Raw genomic sequence first — 18,098 nt, forward strand, 5'->3', positions numbered from 1 at the left:
CCGATTTTCAAACCTGTTTGGTCCATACTCGCTTTAGCGTGGCAAAAACTCGATCATCTCCGGTATCTCAACGGTAACGGACGCGCCTTGCCAAGCCTCCAAAATGCCTCGGACCCTGACCGGTCGCCCCCTGAACGCCGCGGCATCCCCGCCGCGATCCGTCATCCGCTTCCATATTCTCTTGGGAATGATGACCGTAAAATCCTCTGCCCATCGCCCTCCGAAGTTCAAATATGTCCATTGCGCACGTTCGCCGACGTTTCGAACCCGCCCTTCGACAATCACGAAGGTGCCGATCCTGTCCTTGAGACGATCCGCCTGATGGGTGCCGATAGGCTTATAGCCAGCATCTGCCCAGACACCAAGGCTTCGCTGGCGGGCTCCCGCCTCGCTGGCGAGAAAGTCATCGGCGACCGATCGACCCTCTGCGGATCGACGATGGCAAGTCCGGATTCGACGAGTCCGCGTCCGAGATCGACCGACCCAGTGGGGCCCTCGCGCTGCACACGGACAAGACGCCGGCCCCACCGATCTCGCCGATCCGATCCCAGGACTGACACCTGCTCCCCGACGAACGAGGCCAACCATGCCACTGCCTGCTGGCGAAATGGGCCGTCGTCGGGAAAGCGGATCCCCGCGAGCCTGGCGGCGCCCCCCTCCGCAAGGGCAATCTCGCCATCGGTTGCGATGCTCGACATCCTGTCGGTGACCGATTGATAGTCGCACGGCGATGGAGATCTCGCGGGCGTGGCGCCCGGTCGGGACGTGTCCGCCCGGAGGGGAAAGGGGAGGCACAGAAGGAGCCAACCTGCGGCTGCCGCTCGTACCCATCTCCCCGCCGCGATCAAATGCAACCTCACCCTTGCCGCAACCTCGTTTCCAACCTCGCAACAGGGACCCTAGCACCGGTTTACGAGATCGCGAATTATGCTAATCATCCCGGCGTGCGGTCCCGTAGCTCAGCTGGACAGAGCGGCGGTTTCCTAAACCGTAGGTCGGAAGTTCGAGTCTTCCCGGGATCGCCAGTGTTTTTGAGGGGTGGAGAGGGCGGTTCGGAGCCCCGGGTTGCTTGCGTTTTGCAAGGTCCGAAAACGAGCCGAAAGGCAGGAGGGCCAGTGACCGCCGCGGTCACGTCCGATGCGACATGATGGGTAGGCTTGCAGATGTGTGCCGCCCGACGCCGGTCGTTCCCAGCTCTAACCTCGATCAACCGGTGGCCGATACGCGATCGAAGAAGCCCTTTGTAAAGCTGCGACCGTTTCCTCGCCAGCACTCTAAGCTTTGCAAGGCCCGCGTCTCCTGGAACTCGTCGGGAGACGCGGGAATGGTGGACAAATCAGCGAAGGCTGGAAGGAGTCACGTCGAAGCCGAACCATTTGATGGACAAAGCTTTGAGCGAGCCGTCCGTCGCCGATGCTTTGATGGCGGCATCGAACTTTGCCTTGAGGTCGGTATTAGTTTTGCGGAAGCCGAATCCCACGCCACCGCCGAATACGCCGCCGTCGAGCACTGGACCGATGAGGACGATCTTCTCGAAACCGGACGCCTTGGCTGAATTGTGAAGGAAGCTCCTTCCGTTGATCTGAGCATCGACGCGTCCTGCAAGCAAATCGAGGTTGATCTCCTCGCTCTTCTGGTACTCGCGGATCTCGGCGACGTCCTTCAGATAGCTTTTTGCGAATTCCGCCGAGACGGAAGCGGTTTGGACACCAATAACCTTGCCTTTGAGGAGTTTGCGCAYCTCCTCGATCGCGGCTGGGGCAGTGGCGCTTGTCAGGGTTAGTGAACCATTTCTTCCGGGCATTGCCTCGAGAGGGCTTCCCTTTACCGTGGCGAAGACATTGCCGGTGCCGCCGTACGGAATGGAAAAGTCGATAATCTCCTCACGTTTTTTCGTGATCGACATGCTGGCCATGATCACATCGAACTTTCCAGCATTCAGGGCAGGGAGCATCCCACTGAAATCTTGCACTTCCACCGTGCACTTCAGGTTCATCTTTTCACAAAGGACCTTGGCATACTCGACCTCGAAGCCTTCCACCGAACCGTCTGGCTTCGAAATGCTGTAAGGCGGGGATTCACCGTCTGTTGCAATTCGAACAGTTGCCGGGATCTCGGCCCATGCCGGGCCTCCACTCCAGATGCCGATGGCGAGACTGAGTGTTAGAAAAAGCTCTCGTTTCATAACATGACCTTTCGGATTGCTGCGTTTTCGAAATGCGGGATCGACTTGGACGATGTCCGGCTCTGGCGACCGGTATGGGACAGATGACGGCTCAAGCGGGATGGCGGGTCTTTGAATTCTCGGCCGCGCCGCGAAAAGATAGCGAAGCGGCCACTACGAGGGCCGCTCCAGCGCACCTTGCGGCGCAATGGGAAGCGTAAGTTCGACGTCATCGCCAATCGGGTTCTTAAACTCATTCCGGGCGCGAAATCGTGCGTGTTCGTCGCGGGCATTTTCCATCTTTTCGGGATCTGTCAGAAGGGATGCGGCCACCTCCGCCATAGCTTTTGCCGCGAGGATCATTCCTTTATGGGCGGCTGGCGCCTGTCCCTGTGCCACCATTTGCCAGGAATGAGCCGGTGTTCCGACAGCGCAAGTCGCAACGCGGCATTGGACGGTCGGCGCGATCCAGCTCACGGTCCCGACATCGGTGGAGCCGATAGCATGTGGCGATCCCGATCCAAGGGGATAGATCTCCTCGGTCAATGCTTCGAGCGATTCTGGGTCGAGATTGAAGTTCTTGCGCGCAGCGCGAATGTCTGCCGGGTCAAGCGTCCCTTGGATCGAACGCGCATAGGCATGGTCCGATTCGTCGAACCCTGGGCCGCCGAGTTGCCGCAGTGTTTGGTCCATCATCTGTTCGAGCACGGAATTGCCCACGAGATTCGCTTCTCCCGCGACCTGGCGCCACGACATCGTCGTGCCCGTCATCAGAGCGGCGCCGCGCGCGATATCGATCACGCGCGCGAACAGGGACCACATCTCGTCAAGGGACAGGGCGCGGACGAGGTGGCGCACGCGTGCCTGTGCCTGCACGACATTGGGCGCCATGCCGCCCGTCTCGGTGACCGCGTAATGGATCCGCGCGCCGGGAGGCATATGCTCGCGCAGATAGTTCACGCCGACACTCATCAGCTCGACCGCGTCAAGGCCGCTGCGGCCGAGATGAGGAGCGGCCGACGCGTGAGCGGCTTTGCCGTCGAAGGTAAATTCAGCCTCGACACAGGCAAGCGACAGGGGCGTGGTCACGCCGGTGAACGGTCCCGGATGCCAGCAAAGGGCGAGATCGACATCGTCGAATACCCCGCCTCTTACCATGAAACTCTTGGATGACCCGCCTTCTTCCGCGGGGCAGCCGATATATCGCACACGGCCCGGGAGTCGGTTCTGTCGCAGCCAATCCTTCAGCGATGCAGCCGCGAGGAGAGAGGCCGCGCCGAGCAGGTTGTGGCCGCAGCCATGGCCGTTGCCGCCTTCGACGACCGGCTGCGGAGCGCTCACACCGGCGATCTGGCTCAAGCAGGGCAAGGCGTCGTACTCGCCGAGAAATGCGATCAAAGGGCCGGCTTCACCGGCCTCGCCGCTTACGGCGGTCGGCATTCCGGCAACCGATCTCCGAAGACTGAAACCTTCGGAGACGAGCATGCGCGCGTGCTCGGAAGAGGAAGCGAATTCCTCGAAATTTAGCTCCGGCATGGCCCAGATGCGATCGCTGAGATCGCAGTAGGCATTGCTTTTCCTGTCGACGTAAGCCGACACAGACTCATTCTCCATTGCCTACTCCGGTAATGTTCCCCCGGGGCGTTGGCCCGACGCCCTCGCCGATATGATAACAGAGGTTGCCGACGCGCGGCCGCGAAATCGATCAAACGCGTGGCGAAATTCATCGTCTGCTATGCAATCGGCGCAGGATTTATGCGGTGCGCTTCCGTCGCCCTATTTCTCTTCGGCGACGGCGATCGGGAGTACGAAGCTCGACTTGACCCGATCCATTACCACCATGGTCTTAAACCCTTTGATGTCGGGATTTTCGTAGAAGAAGCGCCGGGTGAATTCTTCGTAATCCTGCATGTCTCTGGCCGTCACGAGGAGCGCGAAATCGGCTTCACCAGTGACATAGAGCCCGATCATGATTTCGGCTGTCGAACGGATGGCGCGCTTGAAGCGGTCGATTATGTCGGCGCGCTCTCTTTCAAGAGAGACGAGCACGAGCATGGATATGGGCCGCCCCACCGCTTTAGGAGAAACGATCGAGACATCCCCCTCGATCACGCCTTCGGCCCGGAGCCGTTTGAGCCTCCTTTGGCAGGCCGTAGACGACAATCCGACGAGCTGTCCGAGTTGATCGGTCGTCATCCGGTTGTTTCGCTGGACGGCGGAGAGGAGAAGCACGTCAATGTTGTCGAGGGCAACCATGCAGAACTCCTGCTTCAAAGGGCCATTCCGCGCCGTAATTACTCTTGCATGGCGGCGACTTCGACGCCATCGCCCTGGGATAGAAGCTAGGGTGGCGGGAGGCAACGCTTCAACCGCAGGCTCCGACATGTTCGAAATCGACAACCAAATCAATGCGTGGGATCGCGATCACTTCTTTCATCCGTCGACACATATGGGCAACCACGCGCGGGGCGAAAGCAAATCCCGGGTGATCTGTGGAGGGGAGGGTGTCTATATCGTCGACACCGAAGGGAGGCGCAGTCTGGACGCCTTCGCGGGCTTGTATTGTGTCAACGTAGGGTATGGTCGCCGGGAAATCGCCGATGCCATTGCCGAGCAGGCGAAAAAGCTTGCCTATTATCATGCCTATGCGGGGCATGGCACCGAAGCGTCCATCACCCTGGCGCGGATGATCGTGGAACGGGCGCCCAAGGGAATGAGCCGCGTCTATTTCGGCCTTTCCGGATCCGACGCCAACGAGACCAACATCAAGTTAATCTGGTACTACAACAACATCCTCGGGCGACCCGACAAGAAGAAGATCATCTCCCGCTGGCGCGGCTATCATGGCTCGGGTGTCATGACGGGCAGTCTTACTGGCCTCGCGCTGTTCCACAACGCCTTCGACCTGCCGCGTCCCCCGGTATTGCACACAGAAGCTCCATACTATTTTCGCCGGGCGGATCGGTCGCAGAGCGAGGAGCAATTCTCGCAGTACTGCGCCGACCGACTGGAGGAGTTGGTTCTGGCTGAGGGTCCGGACACCATTGCCGCATTCATCGGCGAACCACTGCTGGGCACCGGCGGGATCGTTCCGCCACCGGCGGGATACTGGGAGAAAATCCAAGCGGTGCTCACCAAGCACGACATCCTTCTCGTCGCGGATGAAGTTATAACCGGATTTGGCCGCCTGGGGACAATGTTCGGCTCCGATTACTATGGAATGTCGCCCGATCTGATCACGATCGCGAAGGGGCTAACCTCGGCATATGCGCCGCTTTCCGGGACCGTCGTTTCCGAAAGGATCTGGCAGGTGCTCGTCCAAGGTTCGGACAGGCTGGGGGCCATCGGCCATGGGTGGACGTATTCCGCCCATCCCATCTGCGCTGCTGCCGGAGTTGCCAACCTAAACTTGATTGACGAAATGAACCTCGTGGAGAATGCGGCGAGCGTCGGATCGTATTTTCGCGAACGGCTGATCGAGGCGGCGTCAGATCATCCGAATGTGGGGGAAGTCCGCGGCGCAGGATTGATGGCCGCGGTCGAATTCGTCGACGATAAGAACGACCGACGATTTTTCGACCCGTCGCGGGCGATTGGCATCCAGGTCGCTACGGCATTGGCGGAGCGCGGTGTGATTGCCCGTGCCATGCCGCAAGGCGATATCCTTGGATTTGCCCCGCCTCTTTGTTTGACGCGGGAGGAGGCCGACATCATCGTGGATGCAACTTGCGGCGCCATAGAAGCGGTCATGCCACGAATGCGGTGATCCGCGCCTATGGCCTTTATGCCCGGATCGGTCACGGTCCTCGTTTGCTTTGAGGCGGCCCACGGCGAGACATCGCCGCGACACCGTGAATGCATGGAGACACTCAAACCTGTTGTGAAGGATATGGAGCGGTAGGAGGCTTTTCGGCAAATGAGCGAAAGCCTCAACATGGCGGCAGCTAACTCGAACACTAGCAAATCATCTCCCGGGGACTATGAGGACGCGCGACGCGCGCCTCCATCAACATGCACGACCTGTCCGCTGATGTAGCGTGCCTTGGGTGATGCGAGAAAAGCCACGAGCACCGCGAGGTCCTCCGGCTCTCCGATATAGCCAGCGGGGCAGTTCTGCTCGACCCATTCGCGCTGGGCCATGTCCGTCGGCAGCAGGCGCTGGTCCACCTGCTCCGAGTGAATGCGCCCCGGAGGAATGCAGTTCACCGTAATGCCGTGCATTCCCACCATTCGGGATAGGGCCTTGGCCCAAATATGAACGGCGCCGTTGGGAGGAATTCCGGCATTGAGAGCGGAGGGCTCTTCGCTTCCCGTAATGTTGATGATCCGCCCGAAAAGCTGCGCCTGCATCTGTGGGATGAAGGCATGGGCGAGGTTGCGGCCGGCAACGAAATTGAGCTCCATGGCCTCGCTCCATTCCGCCGTCGTTCCGAGCCCCGTCAGCGGACGGGATCCGCCGGCGTTGTTCACCAGGATATCGAGACGACCAAAATGCGAGATGACGTGGTCCCGCACCGCTTCGGCGGTGCCCCCATGTGTCACGTCGCAGGTGAGAACAAGGGGCCGGTCGCGGCCGCGCGCGACGATTTCGTCAGCCAGTTCCTCAAGCAATCGGGTCCGCCGCGCAAGAATGGCGAGACGACATCCTTCATCGGAAAGGATCGACGCGATCGTGCGTCCAACCCCAATGCTGGCGCCTGTCACAAGGGCGACTTTTCGATCGAGTTCGAGGTCCATGGTTTTCCGATCTGCAATCTCAGATTTCGGGCAGGACTTTTCCGGGATTCATGATCCCCAGAGGGTCCAACGCTCGTTTGATGCCCGCCATGGCGGCCACCAGGGGCGCGCCGAATTCCGCCACCATGTAGCGCCGTCGACCCTGGCCAATGCCATGTTCGCCGGTGCAGGTGCCGCCGACGCGATGGGCCCGCGCCGCGAGGCGGTCGAGAAACAACTCCATGCGCTCAACCTCGGCGGGCTCGCGCGGGTCGATCAAGGGAACTGCGTGGAAATTGCCGTCTCCCACATGGCCGAGGATCGTTCCAGGAATGCCAGACTGGTCCATGTCGGCGCGGGTTTCGGCAACGCACTCGGCCAACCGCGAGAGCGGCACACAGATGTCGGTCGACACACCGAACGAATTCGGACGCGTCGCCACAGCCGCCCAGAAGGCTTCATGCCGGGCTTTCCACAGGCGATTGCGCTCTTCGGCGCTGGCCGCCCACGCAAAGGAATGACCACCATTCTCACCTGCGAGCGCAAGGAACAGTCGCATTTGCTCCTCGACACTCGCGGTCGTGCCATGGAACTCAAAAAACAGGTGGGGTGCCAAAGGCAAGGCGAGTTTCGAATAAGTGTTGCTCGCCGCTACCTGAGAAGCGTCGAGCAATTCCACCCGAGCAATCGGGATGCCCGACTGCAATGTTTCGATGACGGTCGCACAGGCACTTTCGACGTTTGGGAAAGCGCAATAGCCGCCGGTGACGGATTCCGGGATCCCGTGCAGCTTCACGGTGACTTCCGTGATGACTCCGAGCGTTCCTTCAGCACCCACGAAGAGGTGGGTCATGTCGTACCCGGCCGACGACTTGCGAGCGCGTTTGGCGGTGACGGAAACCGATCCGTCCGGAAGAACCACTTTAAGCGAAATGACGTTTTCACGCATCGTGCCGTATCGAACCGCGTTCGTTCCCGACGCGCGGGTGGAGGCCATTCCTGCCAGAGAGGCGTCCGCACCCGGATCGATCGGAAAGAAGAGACCGAGATCGCGCAAATGTGCGTTCAGCTTTTCCCGGGTCACGCCAGCCTCGACGGTGGCGTCGAAGTCTTCGGCGTTGATCTCCAGGACGGCGTCCATGTCCCGCAATGAGAGGCACAGTCCGCCCATCGGTGCGTTGACCTGGCCCTCCACTGATGTGCCTGTGCCAAATGGGATGAGGGGCACCCGATGGGCGGCGCAAATGCGAACGATCTCGACAACTTCGTCTGTCGTCTTTGCAGCGAATACAGCCTCCGGCGGTTCGGCTGAGAGCCAGGTGACGGAATTCGCATGTTGCTCCCGCACGATCAGAGCCCGCGACAAGCGATCACCAAATCGCTGAGCGATCAGCGCGAACGCCGCTTCCCGTTCGTCCGAGGATGCGAAACTCATCGGACGGCGCTCATGTGCGGAAAAGGAATGCCGTGCTTCTCGCCAAGGGTTTGCAGATCGGAGACGAGGGCATCGCTCAGAACGATGCCGTTTTCGACCCGCTCACGCTCGATGGCGGCGGAACCTTCACCCGGATACCGGGCATCCGGTCCAGATTTCCTATAGATCGCGATCGACTCTTCCAGATACGCGTCGAACGCGTCTCTGGATCCAAGCGCATCGGGATCGAGCACCAGGACGAATGCGCCGAAAGCCGGCGGCAAGGCCGGTCCCGATGGCGTGGAGGATTTGACGGGACGCGTCCCCGTGAGAGCGCCAGCCAGAACCTCGACCATGAAGGCAAGGCCGATACCCTTGTGCTCGCTCGCCGGCATGAGGAAGCCGCGCAGAGCTGCTGCGGCGTCGGTGGTCGGCTGGCCGTCGGGACCGATGGCCCATCCTTCGGGAATGGGTTTCCCCGACCGGGCAGCCTCGATAATTTTTCCCTGCGCAACTGCGCTCGTTGCGAGATCGACCACGAGCGGCACTTCGCCCTCTCCCGCAGGCGCAACGAAGGCCAGAGGATTGTTGCCGATCGCTGCTTGATGGGAGCCGGGAAGCGCCATGGCGGGCGGGCCATTTTGGGCGATAAACGCGATGAGCCCCTGCTCGGCCGCTGGAAGGAGAAGGACACCCAAGGCGCCGAGATGGCCGACGTTGCGGATGGCTCCGACAGCCGCACCGTGTGTCTTTGCGACCTTGCACAGGGCATCGAGCGCGCGGGGCCCGGCGATTTGCCCGAGAGCTCCGTTACCGTCGATTTTCAGCAACGGGCCGTGGTCTGAAATCTGGATTTGTCCACGCGGATTCATATGGCCGGCCAGGAGCATTGCCATATAGGGGCCAAGTCGTGCCACGCCATGCGTACCGATCCCACGAAGGTCGCTCTGGATGAGGTTCTTGGCAGCAAGCTCTGAATCAGCCGAACTGACGCCGGCCTTCTGCAGGATCAAGCTCGTCCAGGTGGTCAATTCAGACGCTTTGATCGATGACACGCGACCCCCGAGATTTCCGTGGTTTGGCGGATTTAACTTAAAGAACGGTTGTCAACTGTCAACAGATTGCTTAGCCTTCCCGCCGGGCGCTCAGTCGCGCTGCCAACGGTAGGGAGCCTTTTTGTGCCATCTCCGCTTCTTTTCTCGCCCTATTCGATCGGCGCATTGACCGTTCCCAACCGGATCGTGGTCTCGCCGATGGGGATGCATTCGGCGATCGAGGGTGTGGCCGGGGATTTTCACCTGATGCATCTGGGGCAATTCGCCGTGGCAGGGGTCGGGCTCTTGATCACCGAGGCCGTCGCGGTCGAACCGATCGGCCGGGTCAGCCGCGGTTGCCTAGGGATCTGGTCAGACGAGCAGGCTACGGCCTTCAGGCGCGTGTTGGAATTCTGCCGTACCCATGGAAACGCGAAGCTCGGCATTCAGCTTGGTCATTCAGGACGAAAGGGTTCGGTTGGCACGTCATGGGAAGGCCAGAGGCCGGTGGCCCCCGCTGCCGGCGGTTGGAATTTGGTTGGTCCATCGGCCGAGGCCTATCCCGGTCGCGCGATCCCCATCGAAGCCGACCGCCAGACAATTGCGGATCTTCGCCAGACTTTCGCCAATGCGGCCCGTCGATCGCGCGATGCCGGATTCGACCTCATCGAAATCCACGCCGCCCATGGCTACCTTCTCCATAATTTTCTCTCGCCGATCGTCAACAAGCGGACGGATGCGTATGGCGGATCGCTGGAAAACCGGATGCGCTTTCCTCTGGAGATATTCAGCGCCGTGCGCGACGCCTTCCCGGCTGACAAAATTGTCGGAGTGCGGGTCTCCGCCACGGATTGGGTCGAAGGCGGCTGGAGCGTGGAGGATACTTTGACGTTCTGCGCAGCGTTGAAGCAGCGCGGATGCGATTACATTTGTGCCTCGAGTGGCGGGACCGCGCCCGAGCAGGCCATCCCTGTGGGTCCCCTTTATCAGGTTCCTTTCGCCAGCCTGATCAAAAGAGAAATCGACATCCCCACCATGGCCGTGGGTTTGATCAACAAAGCGGCGGAAGCCGAAGACGTCCTCGTCCGCGGAGACGCCGATTTGATCGCGCTCGCACGGGCCCTCCTGTTCAATCCCCATTGGGCCTGGCAGGCCGCCACCGAACTCGGCGCGGAAACCTACTTTCCACCGCAATACGATCGCGCGCATCCGTCCATGAGAAACAGTGCGGCGTTCAACGTGATGCGTAAACGATAGCGAACTTCATTCGGGTACGTTCTATCAACCACGAGAGTGTCTATGCCCTATCATGCAAGCTGGGACGATTTGCCAGAGGTTGAGGTGCTGCCGGGCAATTACCGAAAGTCCGTCGCAGGGCTTAAGACGAGCTTGAACCGCATCCGCATGGTGCATCCTTCGGGCACGCCGCTTCACCACCACGATGATGAAGAGCAGCTTGTCATGATGCTCGACGGCGCCATGAAGGTTACGATCGGCGATGAGGTGATCACGTTGGGAGCCGGACAGGTGTGCGCCATCCCGGCGGGAACGCGACATCGGTTTGAAAGCATATCCGGCGAGTGTCTCTTTCTCGAGACCTTTGCGCCACCGCGATTCCAGAATCTCATTGGCTTTCTTGGCAAAGTCTTCTGACACCCAAAGCTTGCTCAGGAGGGCAGCAACGACCATGATCACGATCGATTCAAACATTCTGGTCGAAACCGAATATCTCGGTTCCAACAACTCCATCGTTTGCACCCGCGAGGGCAACGTTTTGATCGATTCACCGCATCGCCCGACGGATGCCATGCAGTGGCGCCGGATTGCCGAAAGCTGCGGCGAGACGATCTTCCTCATCAACACCGACCATCATCCGGATCACACGATCGGAAACTTCTTCCTGCCGGGACGCGTCGTATCACACGAGGTCACCCGAGAACGCCTGTTGACGGCGGCGCCGACCAGGGAATATCTCGATGGCCTTTTTGACGTGATTGATCCGGCGGGTAAAGTCTATCTCAAGGATTACGCTGTCCGCGTCCCCACAGTAACATACACCAACAAGATGTCGCTTCACGTTGGCGGACTCGATTTTGAGCTTACGCACCTCCCTGGCCACACTTTGAACTCGACGCTGGTTTACATCCCACAACAACAGGTCGCATTCACAGGCGACCTCGTCTGTGAGGCCGGGCTTCCCGCGTTTATTGAAGCCGATACCTTCGCCTGGATCGAAGCCGTCAAGGTGATCGAATCATTGGACATCCGCTACATCGTGCCCGGGCATGGGCAGGTCTGCGGATTGGAGACTGCCCGCAGCTTCCGTGGCCAGATCGAGGATTTGGTCGGCGAAGTCGAAACCAGGCTCGATAAGGGCCAATCGCGCGATGCAATCGCCGCAGAGGTTTCCTATGAGGACCGCATACATATCGCCACCGGGGAAAGCCCCGGATATCCACAACATCTGATTGATTTATTCATGACGCGCAGTATCGAGACCATCTACGATCAGATCCTCCAAAAGCGTTCCGCCCCGGCGGCATGACAGGAGGGAAGGAGCACGCACGATGTCGGCCCTGAAACCTATCGCGATCAGTTCGCTGGCGGACGAAGCCCTCGCAAAGATCGTCCAGGCCATTACGGCGGGCGAATTCAAGCCTGGCGAGAAGCTTTCAGAAGCCCATTTGGCTCGTCAGCTCGGCATTAGCCGTGGCCCTCTTCGTGAGGCCTTGGGCCGCCTCGAGGGGCGGCTTGTCGAGAGGACGCCAAGGATCGGCGTCAGCGTGATTGAGCTTAGCCATGACGACCTCAAACAATTGCTCGCGGTGCGCGAGGCGCTGGAAGGCATGGCATGCCGTCTGGCGGCCGAGAACATGACCACCGACGAGCTAGACCACCTATCCGAACTTCTTGTCCAACACGGACGCGATCCCAAGGTCCTCAACTCCCACGGCTATTTCCAACGCAGCGCGGACGAGGATTTTCACTTGCAGATCCTCCGCTGCGCCCGGAACGGCAGACTCGAAGACCTGCTGATGGAAGGGCTGTACTATCAGTTGCGCCTTTATCGCTATCAGAGCAGCGAGAGGCCGGGGCGTGCGCAGCAAGCGTACAACGAACACGTCGCCATCGTAGATGCCCTCAAATCCCGCGATCCGGATAAAGCCGAAATGGAAATGCGGCGCCACGTGCGAAACGCCTACGGCAACCTTGCCTCCGGATTCCGTTCCAAACCCACGGAAGCCGCTTCCTCGGTCGCAGCACCGAAATCGCCGCCCGGGTTGACAGCACGGCTGCCCCGTAAGCGGCTCGCCAAGGTCAGCTGAGAAAACTGCGTGTCATTTGAGCGCCGAATGGCGTCGGGTTGTTCTGTCATCTGTTGACAGTTTTCTATAGCCCTGTCAGCTTGTCCTAAGGGGATCGTAGATCTCGACTGTCCAAGACGAAAAGTTGAGGGTCGAATGCAGCGCCAAGCGAACGTACGTGCCGGTTTCAATGGGAATGGCCCCGAAAAGCTCAAGCACATCATGAGCCGACGCGATGCTGTCATTGTGCCCGGTGTCGCAAACGCCCTTTTTGCCCGCGTCGTCGAAGACCTCGGATATGAGGCCCTTTACGTCACCGGCGCCGGTATTGCGAACATGCATCTCGGCGCACCTGACATCGGGCTGGTCACGCTCACCGAGGTGGCATCGATCGTGTCGGTGATATCCGATGCCGTCAGCCTTCCCATCATCGTGGATGCCGATACTGGATTCGGGAACCCGGTCAACATGGTCCGGACGATCCGCATTCTTGAAAGAGCCGGCGCCGCAGGAATTCAAATCGAAGACCAGGTCTTTCCCAAAAAGTGCGGCCACTTCACGGGCAAGGATGTGATCAGCACCGAGGAAATGGTTCAGAAGATCAAAGCGGCAGTTGATTCTCGCCATGATCAGCAACTCCAGATCATTGCACGGACAGATGCACGCGCGGTCCAGGGTCTCGACGCAGCCATCGACCGGGCTCAGGCTTTCGTGGAGGCCGGGGCCGATGTGATCTTCGTCGAAGCCCCCCTCAACGAGGCGGAGATGGCTCGCATCGGTCGCGAGATCAAAGCGCCCCACATCGCCAATATCGTGTTTGGAGGACTGACGCCGGAAATTCCACGCGAGCGACTGAAGGATATGGGATTCAGCGTGGCCCTCTATGCCAACGCGGCATTGCAGGCGGCTCTCAAGTCCGTTCGGGAGGTGCTCGACGTTCTCCAGAAGGAGGGCTCCCTCGTTTCGGTTCGCGATCGGCTGGCCTCGTTCGAGGAACGCCAGCGCTCCGTCGACAAAGACCGTTATGATGCCTTGGAGAAGCGGTACGCCGTCGGCGCATAAACATCACCTCAATCGGAGACTCACATGAAGCCGTGGGACGGGATCATCAGTGAAGACGAGCAGCGCGCTTATCGGGCCGCCGGCTTCGGCCGGAAAACGGGCCTGGGGACGAAACCGGCCTTGCTGATCATCGACGTGCAATACCGTACGATCGGGACGCGCCCGGCCCCCTTCTGGGAATCGATCAAGGAATTCCCCACCTCGTGCGGCCAAGTCGGCTGGGATGCGGTCGACAAGATCGGGACAATTCTCGCGACATTTCGCGAACGCGGGTGGCCCGTCTTGTATCCACACGTGGCGCCCAAAGAGAGTTTCGATTCAGGCCGCCTCTCGGACAAAGTTCCAGCGATCATGTCCGTTCCGGCGAAGGGCTACGAATTTGTTGCGGAAGTGGCGCCCCGACCATCCGACATTCTGCTTCCCAAAAAGCATCCCAGCGCATTCTTCGGAACACCACTCGTTAGCTACCTCATCAATCTTGGGGTCGATAGCCTGATCGTCACCGGATGCACCACATCCGGCTGCGTCCGCGGATCCGTCGTCGATGCATTTGCGTATAATTTTCGCGTCGCGGTGCCGAGCGATGCTGTCTATGACCGGAGTGCGGTTTCGCACGCGGTCAACCTCTTCGACATGTCGGAAAAATATGCCGACGTGATGACGACTGCGGAGTGCGTAGAGACGCTCGCCGCCATTAACTAAAAAAATGTACCAGAGCCGTTCACCAGAGAGGACCAACCATGACGAGGACTTCGCGTAGAACACGCCGATCCATTCTCCTTTCCAGCGCCGTGGCACTTGCCGCCGCGTGGCTTCCCTTCAACGGAGCATCCGCGCAGGATGCCACCTATAAACTTGGCCTTGCCCTGCCCCTTACCGGCGCACAGGCTCTTTACGGACAAGACCAGATCACAGCTGCCGAATGGGCCGTCGCCGACATCAACAAGGCCGGCGGAATCAACGGCAAAAAGCTCGAGATGATCATCCTCGATACCCAGGCTGATCCGCAAGTCGGCATCAACGCCGTTAATCGGCTCGTGCGGGTCGAGAAGACGCCGGTTTTCGTCACCGGGTTCAGCGGCGTCGTCAAAGCAGTCGCGCCGATCGCAAACGACAACAAGGTGGTTGAACTGGCAGTAGGCGCCAACTCTCCCAGCACGGCGCAGCTGGGCGATTATGTGTATACGACCTACCCGCTGGCCGATATCGACGTAACGGCCCTTGCGAAATACATTGTGAAAGATCTCAAGAAGAAGCGCGCAGCGGTTCTCTACATCAACGACGAGACGGGCTCCGTCGCTGCCGGCGTGTATCGCAAGGCGCTCACGGAAGCTGGCGGCGAGGTCGTGGCGTTCGAAGCCTATGATCCCAAGGCCACCGACTTTACCGGGCAGATCCTGAAGGTTCGGTCAGCCAATCCGGAAATCATTCACATCCACGGCCTCGTTGCCGATACGCCCCAGGTCATCGCGCAGATGCGGCAGCTCGGCCTCTCGCAGGTCATCACTTCTTACGCTGCAATCTACAATCCGCGTCTCATCCAACTTCTCGGCAAGGGCGCGGAAGGCATCATTGTCACCTCTCTGGCTCCCGGACCCGCGGACAATCCGAAGGTCAAGGAATACGTCGAGCGTTGGCAGAAGGACAAGGGCCGGGAGCCCAATGGCCTTCCCTACACGCAGTATCTCTACGATGCCCCTTTCCTGGTCGCGGAAGTCTACAAGTCCCTCGACAAGAAGGGCGTCCCGGTTACCGGAGAATCCTTCCGGACGGAAATGCTGGCCATGAAGATTTTTGACCTTCCTGTGACCGGCAAGACCGAGATCCTGCCCAACCACACGGTCGTCAAGCCTGTCTATCTGATGGAAGTGAAGGACGGAGCCTGGGTTCGTAAAGCCATCCTCGATTAATCACTGGGTTGGCCCGCCCCGCAAGCAAGCGGGGCGGGTGCTGGCCGAGTCCTCCAATCAAGGATAGGGAAATGCTGGATCCGATTATTATCGGGCAAATCGGTTGGACGTCGTTAGCGACCACCAGCTACTACGTCCTGTTCGCCGTCGCCTTTGCGCTCGTACTCAAAGTCAATCGCGTGTTCAATTTCGCCCAGGCCGCGACAATGAACGTCGCGTTCTATGCGGGCTTCACCGCAATCAACCTGCTGTCTCTGCCGCTTTATGTCGGAATCGCAGCCTCGCTGGTGGCCGCACTTCTGTTTTCGTGGCTCATCGAAACCTATGGCTTTGCGGTTCTGCGCAAGAAAAATGCCTCGATGCTGTTCGTCTTCATCTTCACCTTTATCGTGTCCGAATTCGTCGGTTACGTCATGATGTTCGTGTTTGGAACGTGGCCCCTGACGTTGTTCTCCACGTTGATGTGGCCCGTCTCCATCATCGGCAACATCGCTGTGAGCGATTGGGACGTTCCGGCCATCTTGGCCGCGACGGCAAGCTGTGTCGCGCTGTTCGCCTTTCTGCGATTCACGCGCTGGGGTCAATTCGTCATTGCGGTCTCAGATAATCCGGACTTGGCCGAGCTTTACGGGATCGACAAGCGAAAGGTCTTCCTGCTGGCCGTCATGATTGCCGGTGCGCTCTGCGCGGTCGGGATGCTTCTCTACGGGGCCCGCTCTCAAATCCAGCCCAAGACGTCCCTCGAACTGATGCTGTTCGCGACTGTCGCGACGATCGTGGGCGGGATCGGGAATATCTGGGGCGCAGCCATTGCCGCAATCGTGCTGGGCTTCGTCCAGAATGCCAGCGTGCTGTTCATTCCGTCCCAGCTTCAGGGTTTGCTCCTCTACGTCTTCCTGTTCGTCGCCATCATCTTCTTTCCCCGCGGCATCAAGTTGCCGGAAAGAAAACGGATCTTCTCTTCGAAGACGCGAGAGATCGATCCGTCATCGTCCGGCGACGCGCCCCTCGAAAAAGCAGCAGAGTGAGGGAGATCGAACATGGAGTTCATCCAAGTCGTCGTCATCATGGTCGGGATCTATGTGATCCTCGCCACCAGCTTTAACTTCGTCATCGGCTATGCGGGCCTGATCTCGGTCGCTCATCCGGCGTTCTTTGCGCTCGGAGCCTACACGTCAGGAATCCTCGCCCGCGATCTGGGCTGGCCGGTCCTCATGACCATGCCCCTCGGGGGGGCCGTAGCCTTTCTGTCGTCGCTCATCATTTCCCTACCGTCACTCCGGGTTTCGGGTGACTATCTGATGATCGCGAGCATCGGCTTCCAACTCGGCCTTATCGAGGTCATCAAACACGTGTCCTTCACCGGCGGACCTGGCGGCCTGACCGCCATTCCGTCGTTCCTGGTGCGTGATTATGGCGTCACCGGCTACGTGGTCTTCACGGTCGTCATCGCAGCGGCGGTCGTGCTCCTCATCGGGCGCATCGTTCGCAGCGACTACGGTCGAGCGATCGCCGCCATGCGCGACGACGAAGTCGCCTTTGCGACGCTTGGCCGAAATGCCATGTGGATCAAGATCTGGGTGATCGCGGTGGCGTCGGGCCTCGCTGGCCTCGCCGGCGCAATCTACGCTCACTACTTCCGGTTTGTCGCACCCGAACAGTTCGAAGTTCTGCAATCCGCCGCCATGCTGACAATGGTTGTCGTCGGTGGCATGCGTACGCTTTGGGGGCCCGTGATCGGAGCCATCCTTCTTCAGACGCTCCCGCAAGCCATCACCTTCCTCAACCTGCCGCCCAGCATTCTGGGACCCCTTCAAGGTCTGCTTTTCACAGGCCTCGTCCTGATCTTCATGTTCTTCCGTCCAAGCGGTCTGATTACAGCACCCGACATATGGAAGGGCGACAACTCCGCCGATGTCGAAGGGAGGAAGCCACGTCATGTCCGCAGTGCTTGAAATCCGCAACCTCAACAAGAGCTTCGGCGGCATCCGGGTCGCTAATGACATCAATTTGAGTCTGCATGCCGGTCGGGTGCTCGGTCTCATCGGTCCTAACGGCGCCGGAAAGACATCGCTCTTCAATTTGATCTGCGGCGTCGTGAAACCTGATTCCGGTGACGTTCTCCTTAATGGCCAATCGCTCAAACGCCTGAAGACGTTTCAGCGCACGCGGCACGGATTGGCGCGCACCTGGCAGAACATCCGTCTCTTTCCGTCCCTGTCAGTGCTCGACAATGTCATTATCGGCTCTCACGACTACCCAGGTGCTCGCCTGACAAACGTTCTGTTTCGACCCGTATACGTGAAGATTGCATCCGAAAGGAATGCCGAAAAGGCGCGCGGCATCCTTGAGCGATGTGGGTTGGCGGACGCTGCCGACAAGACCGTTGGGGACTTGCCATATGGGCGGCAAAAGCTGGTTGGGGTCGCAAGGGCGCTGATGTGCGACGCCAAGTGCCTTCTCCTTGACGAGCCGATGGCAGGTGTCGAGGGT

At 59.6% G+C, this 18,098-nt stretch carries 17 protein-coding genes and 1 tRNA gene; 12 read left to right on the plus strand and 6 right to left on the minus strand.

Annotation, left to right across the window (positions count from 1 at the left end; all coding sequences use genetic code 11):
* Positions 1–948: 948 nt before the first annotated feature.
* A tRNA-Arg gene (locus AC1DVM_RS12890) sits at positions 949–1,025 on the plus strand.
* A 311-nt stretch (positions 1,026–1,336) separates the two neighbouring features.
* On the opposite strand, the gene AC1DVM_RS12895 is transcribed toward AC1DVM_RS12890, so the two are convergent.
* From AC1DVM_RS12895 to AC1DVM_RS12905, 3 genes are all read right to left on the minus strand, one after another.
* Positions 1,337–2,185, minus strand: a complete 849-nt coding sequence (locus AC1DVM_RS12895; RefSeq protein ID WP_477254832.1) for a transporter substrate-binding domain-containing protein — start codon at positions 2,183–2,185, stop codon at positions 1,337–1,339.
* A 153-nt stretch (positions 2,186–2,338) separates the two neighbouring features.
* Positions 2,339–3,778: an amidohydrolase gene (locus AC1DVM_RS12900; protein ID WP_477254833.1), complete on the minus strand. Its 1,440-nt coding sequence runs from the start codon at positions 3,776–3,778 to the stop codon at positions 2,339–2,341.
* A 162-nt stretch (positions 3,779–3,940) separates the two neighbouring features.
* Positions 3,941–4,420: an Lrp/AsnC family transcriptional regulator gene (locus AC1DVM_RS12905; protein ID WP_477254834.1), complete on the minus strand. Its 480-nt coding sequence runs from the start codon at positions 4,418–4,420 to the stop codon at positions 3,941–3,943.
* A gap of 127 nt (positions 4,421–4,547) precedes the next feature.
* On the opposite strand from AC1DVM_RS12905, the gene AC1DVM_RS12910 reads away from it, so the two are divergent.
* The gene (locus AC1DVM_RS12910) at positions 4,548–5,930 is read left to right on the plus strand and encodes an aminotransferase (RefSeq protein WP_477254835.1); all 1,383 of its coding nucleotides are present in this window, start codon (positions 4,548–4,550) and stop codon (positions 5,928–5,930) included.
* 212 nt (positions 5,931–6,142) lie between these two features.
* On the opposite strand, the gene AC1DVM_RS12915 is transcribed toward AC1DVM_RS12910, so the two are convergent.
* Genes AC1DVM_RS12915 through AC1DVM_RS12925 form a run of 3 tightly spaced genes read right to left on the minus strand, consistent with a single transcriptional unit; the run spans position 6,143 to position 9,349 of the window.
* Entirely contained in the window at positions 6,143–6,901 is a 759-nt protein-coding gene (locus AC1DVM_RS12915; protein ID WP_477254836.1) for an SDR family NAD(P)-dependent oxidoreductase, read from the minus strand.
* A 19-nt stretch (positions 6,902–6,920) separates the two neighbouring features.
* The gene (locus tag AC1DVM_RS12920; RefSeq protein WP_477254837.1) at positions 6,921–8,315 is read right to left on the minus strand and encodes an FAD-binding oxidoreductase; all 1,395 of its coding nucleotides are present in this window, start codon (positions 8,313–8,315) and stop codon (positions 6,921–6,923) included.
* Positions 8,312–9,349, minus strand: a complete 1,038-nt coding sequence (locus AC1DVM_RS12925; RefSeq protein ID WP_477254838.1) for an Ldh family oxidoreductase — start codon at positions 9,347–9,349, stop codon at positions 8,312–8,314. Before AC1DVM_RS12925 ends, AC1DVM_RS12920 begins: the two co-directional genes overlap by 4 nt.
* A 123-nt stretch (positions 9,350–9,472) precedes the next feature.
* Between AC1DVM_RS12925 and AC1DVM_RS12930 the strand changes: the two genes are divergently transcribed.
* The 10 genes from AC1DVM_RS12930 to AC1DVM_RS12975 all read left to right on the plus strand — a co-directional run.
* Positions 9,473–10,585 carry an NADH:flavin oxidoreductase/NADH oxidase gene (locus tag AC1DVM_RS12930; protein WP_477254839.1) on the plus strand — a complete coding sequence of 371 codons (1,113 nt, stop codon included), beginning with the start codon at positions 9,473–9,475 and terminating at the stop codon, positions 10,583–10,585.
* Between the two features lie 132 nt (positions 10,586–10,717).
* Positions 10,718–10,981: a cupin domain-containing protein gene (locus AC1DVM_RS12935; RefSeq protein ID WP_477254840.1), complete on the plus strand. Its 264-nt coding sequence runs from the start codon at positions 10,718–10,720 to the stop codon at positions 10,979–10,981.
* A 34-nt stretch (positions 10,982–11,015) separates the two neighbouring features.
* Positions 11,016–11,873, plus strand: a complete 858-nt coding sequence (locus AC1DVM_RS12940) for an MBL fold metallo-hydrolase (protein WP_477254841.1) — start codon at positions 11,016–11,018, stop codon at positions 11,871–11,873.
* Positions 11,874–11,895: 22 nt separating this feature from the next.
* Positions 11,896–12,654 carry a GntR family transcriptional regulator gene (locus AC1DVM_RS12945; protein ID WP_477254842.1) on the plus strand — a complete coding sequence of 253 codons (759 nt, stop codon included), beginning with the start codon at positions 11,896–11,898 and terminating at the stop codon, positions 12,652–12,654.
* Between the two features lie 135 nt (positions 12,655–12,789).
* The gene (locus tag AC1DVM_RS12950; RefSeq protein WP_477254843.1) at positions 12,790–13,695 is read left to right on the plus strand and encodes an isocitrate lyase/PEP mutase family protein; all 906 of its coding nucleotides are present in this window, start codon (positions 12,790–12,792) and stop codon (positions 13,693–13,695) included.
* Between the two features lie 24 nt (positions 13,696–13,719).
* Complete coding sequence (locus AC1DVM_RS12955) at positions 13,720–14,397, plus strand: isochorismatase family protein (protein ID WP_477254844.1); 678 nt, start codon at positions 13,720–13,722, stop codon at positions 14,395–14,397.
* Between the two features lie 38 nt (positions 14,398–14,435).
* Positions 14,436–15,605 (plus strand): ABC transporter substrate-binding protein, encoded by a 1,170-nt coding sequence (locus AC1DVM_RS12960; RefSeq protein ID WP_477254845.1) that lies wholly within the window; start codon positions 14,436–14,438, stop codon positions 15,603–15,605.
* 71 nt (positions 15,606–15,676) lie between these two features.
* Positions 15,677–16,633 carry a branched-chain amino acid ABC transporter permease gene (locus AC1DVM_RS12965; RefSeq protein WP_477254846.1) on the plus strand — a complete coding sequence of 319 codons (957 nt, stop codon included), beginning with the start codon at positions 15,677–15,679 and terminating at the stop codon, positions 16,631–16,633.
* Positions 16,634–16,645: 12 nt separating this feature from the next.
* Positions 16,646–17,560, plus strand: coding sequence for a branched-chain amino acid ABC transporter permease (locus AC1DVM_RS12970; protein WP_477254847.1), 915 nt, complete (start codon positions 16,646–16,648; stop codon positions 17,558–17,560).
* The coding region (locus AC1DVM_RS12975; protein WP_477254848.1) for an ABC transporter ATP-binding protein at positions 17,544–18,098 on the plus strand (555 nt) is incomplete at its 3' end. The genes AC1DVM_RS12970 and AC1DVM_RS12975, both read left to right, overlap by 17 nt.

The sequence above is a fragment of the Microvirga sp. P4_A5 genome, assembly GCF_056402495.1.

Coding starts and splice junctions, on each gene's coding strand:
- AC1DVM_RS12900 (WP_477254833.1), bottom strand. CDS start 3,778: ATGGAGAATGAGTCTGTGTCGGCTTACGTCGACAGGAAAAGCAATGCC.
- AC1DVM_RS12905 (WP_477254834.1), bottom strand. CDS start 4,420: ATGGTTGCCCTCGACAACATTGACGTGCTTCTCCTCTCCGCCGTCCAG.
- AC1DVM_RS12910 (WP_477254835.1), top strand. CDS start 4,548: ATGTTCGAAATCGACAACCAAATCAATGCGTGGGATCGCGATCACTTC.
- AC1DVM_RS12915 (WP_477254836.1), bottom strand. CDS start 6,901: ATGGACCTCGAACTCGATCGAAAAGTCGCCCTTGTGACAGGCGCCAGC.
- AC1DVM_RS12920 (WP_477254837.1), bottom strand. CDS start 8,315: ATGAGTTTCGCATCCTCGGACGAACGGGAAGCGGCGTTCGCGCTGATC.
- AC1DVM_RS12940 (WP_477254841.1), top strand. CDS start 11,016: ATGATCACGATCGATTCAAACATTCTGGTCGAAACCGAATATCTCGGT.
- AC1DVM_RS12945 (WP_477254842.1), top strand. CDS start 11,896: ATGTCGGCCCTGAAACCTATCGCGATCAGTTCGCTGGCGGACGAAGCC.
- AC1DVM_RS12950 (WP_477254843.1), top strand. CDS start 12,790: ATGCAGCGCCAAGCGAACGTACGTGCCGGTTTCAATGGGAATGGCCCC.
- AC1DVM_RS12955 (WP_477254844.1), top strand. CDS start 13,720: ATGAAGCCGTGGGACGGGATCATCAGTGAAGACGAGCAGCGCGCTTAT.
- AC1DVM_RS12960 (WP_477254845.1), top strand. CDS start 14,436: ATGACGAGGACTTCGCGTAGAACACGCCGATCCATTCTCCTTTCCAGC.
- AC1DVM_RS12965 (WP_477254846.1), top strand. CDS start 15,677: ATGCTGGATCCGATTATTATCGGGCAAATCGGTTGGACGTCGTTAGCG.
- AC1DVM_RS12970 (WP_477254847.1), top strand. CDS start 16,646: ATGGAGTTCATCCAAGTCGTCGTCATCATGGTCGGGATCTATGTGATC.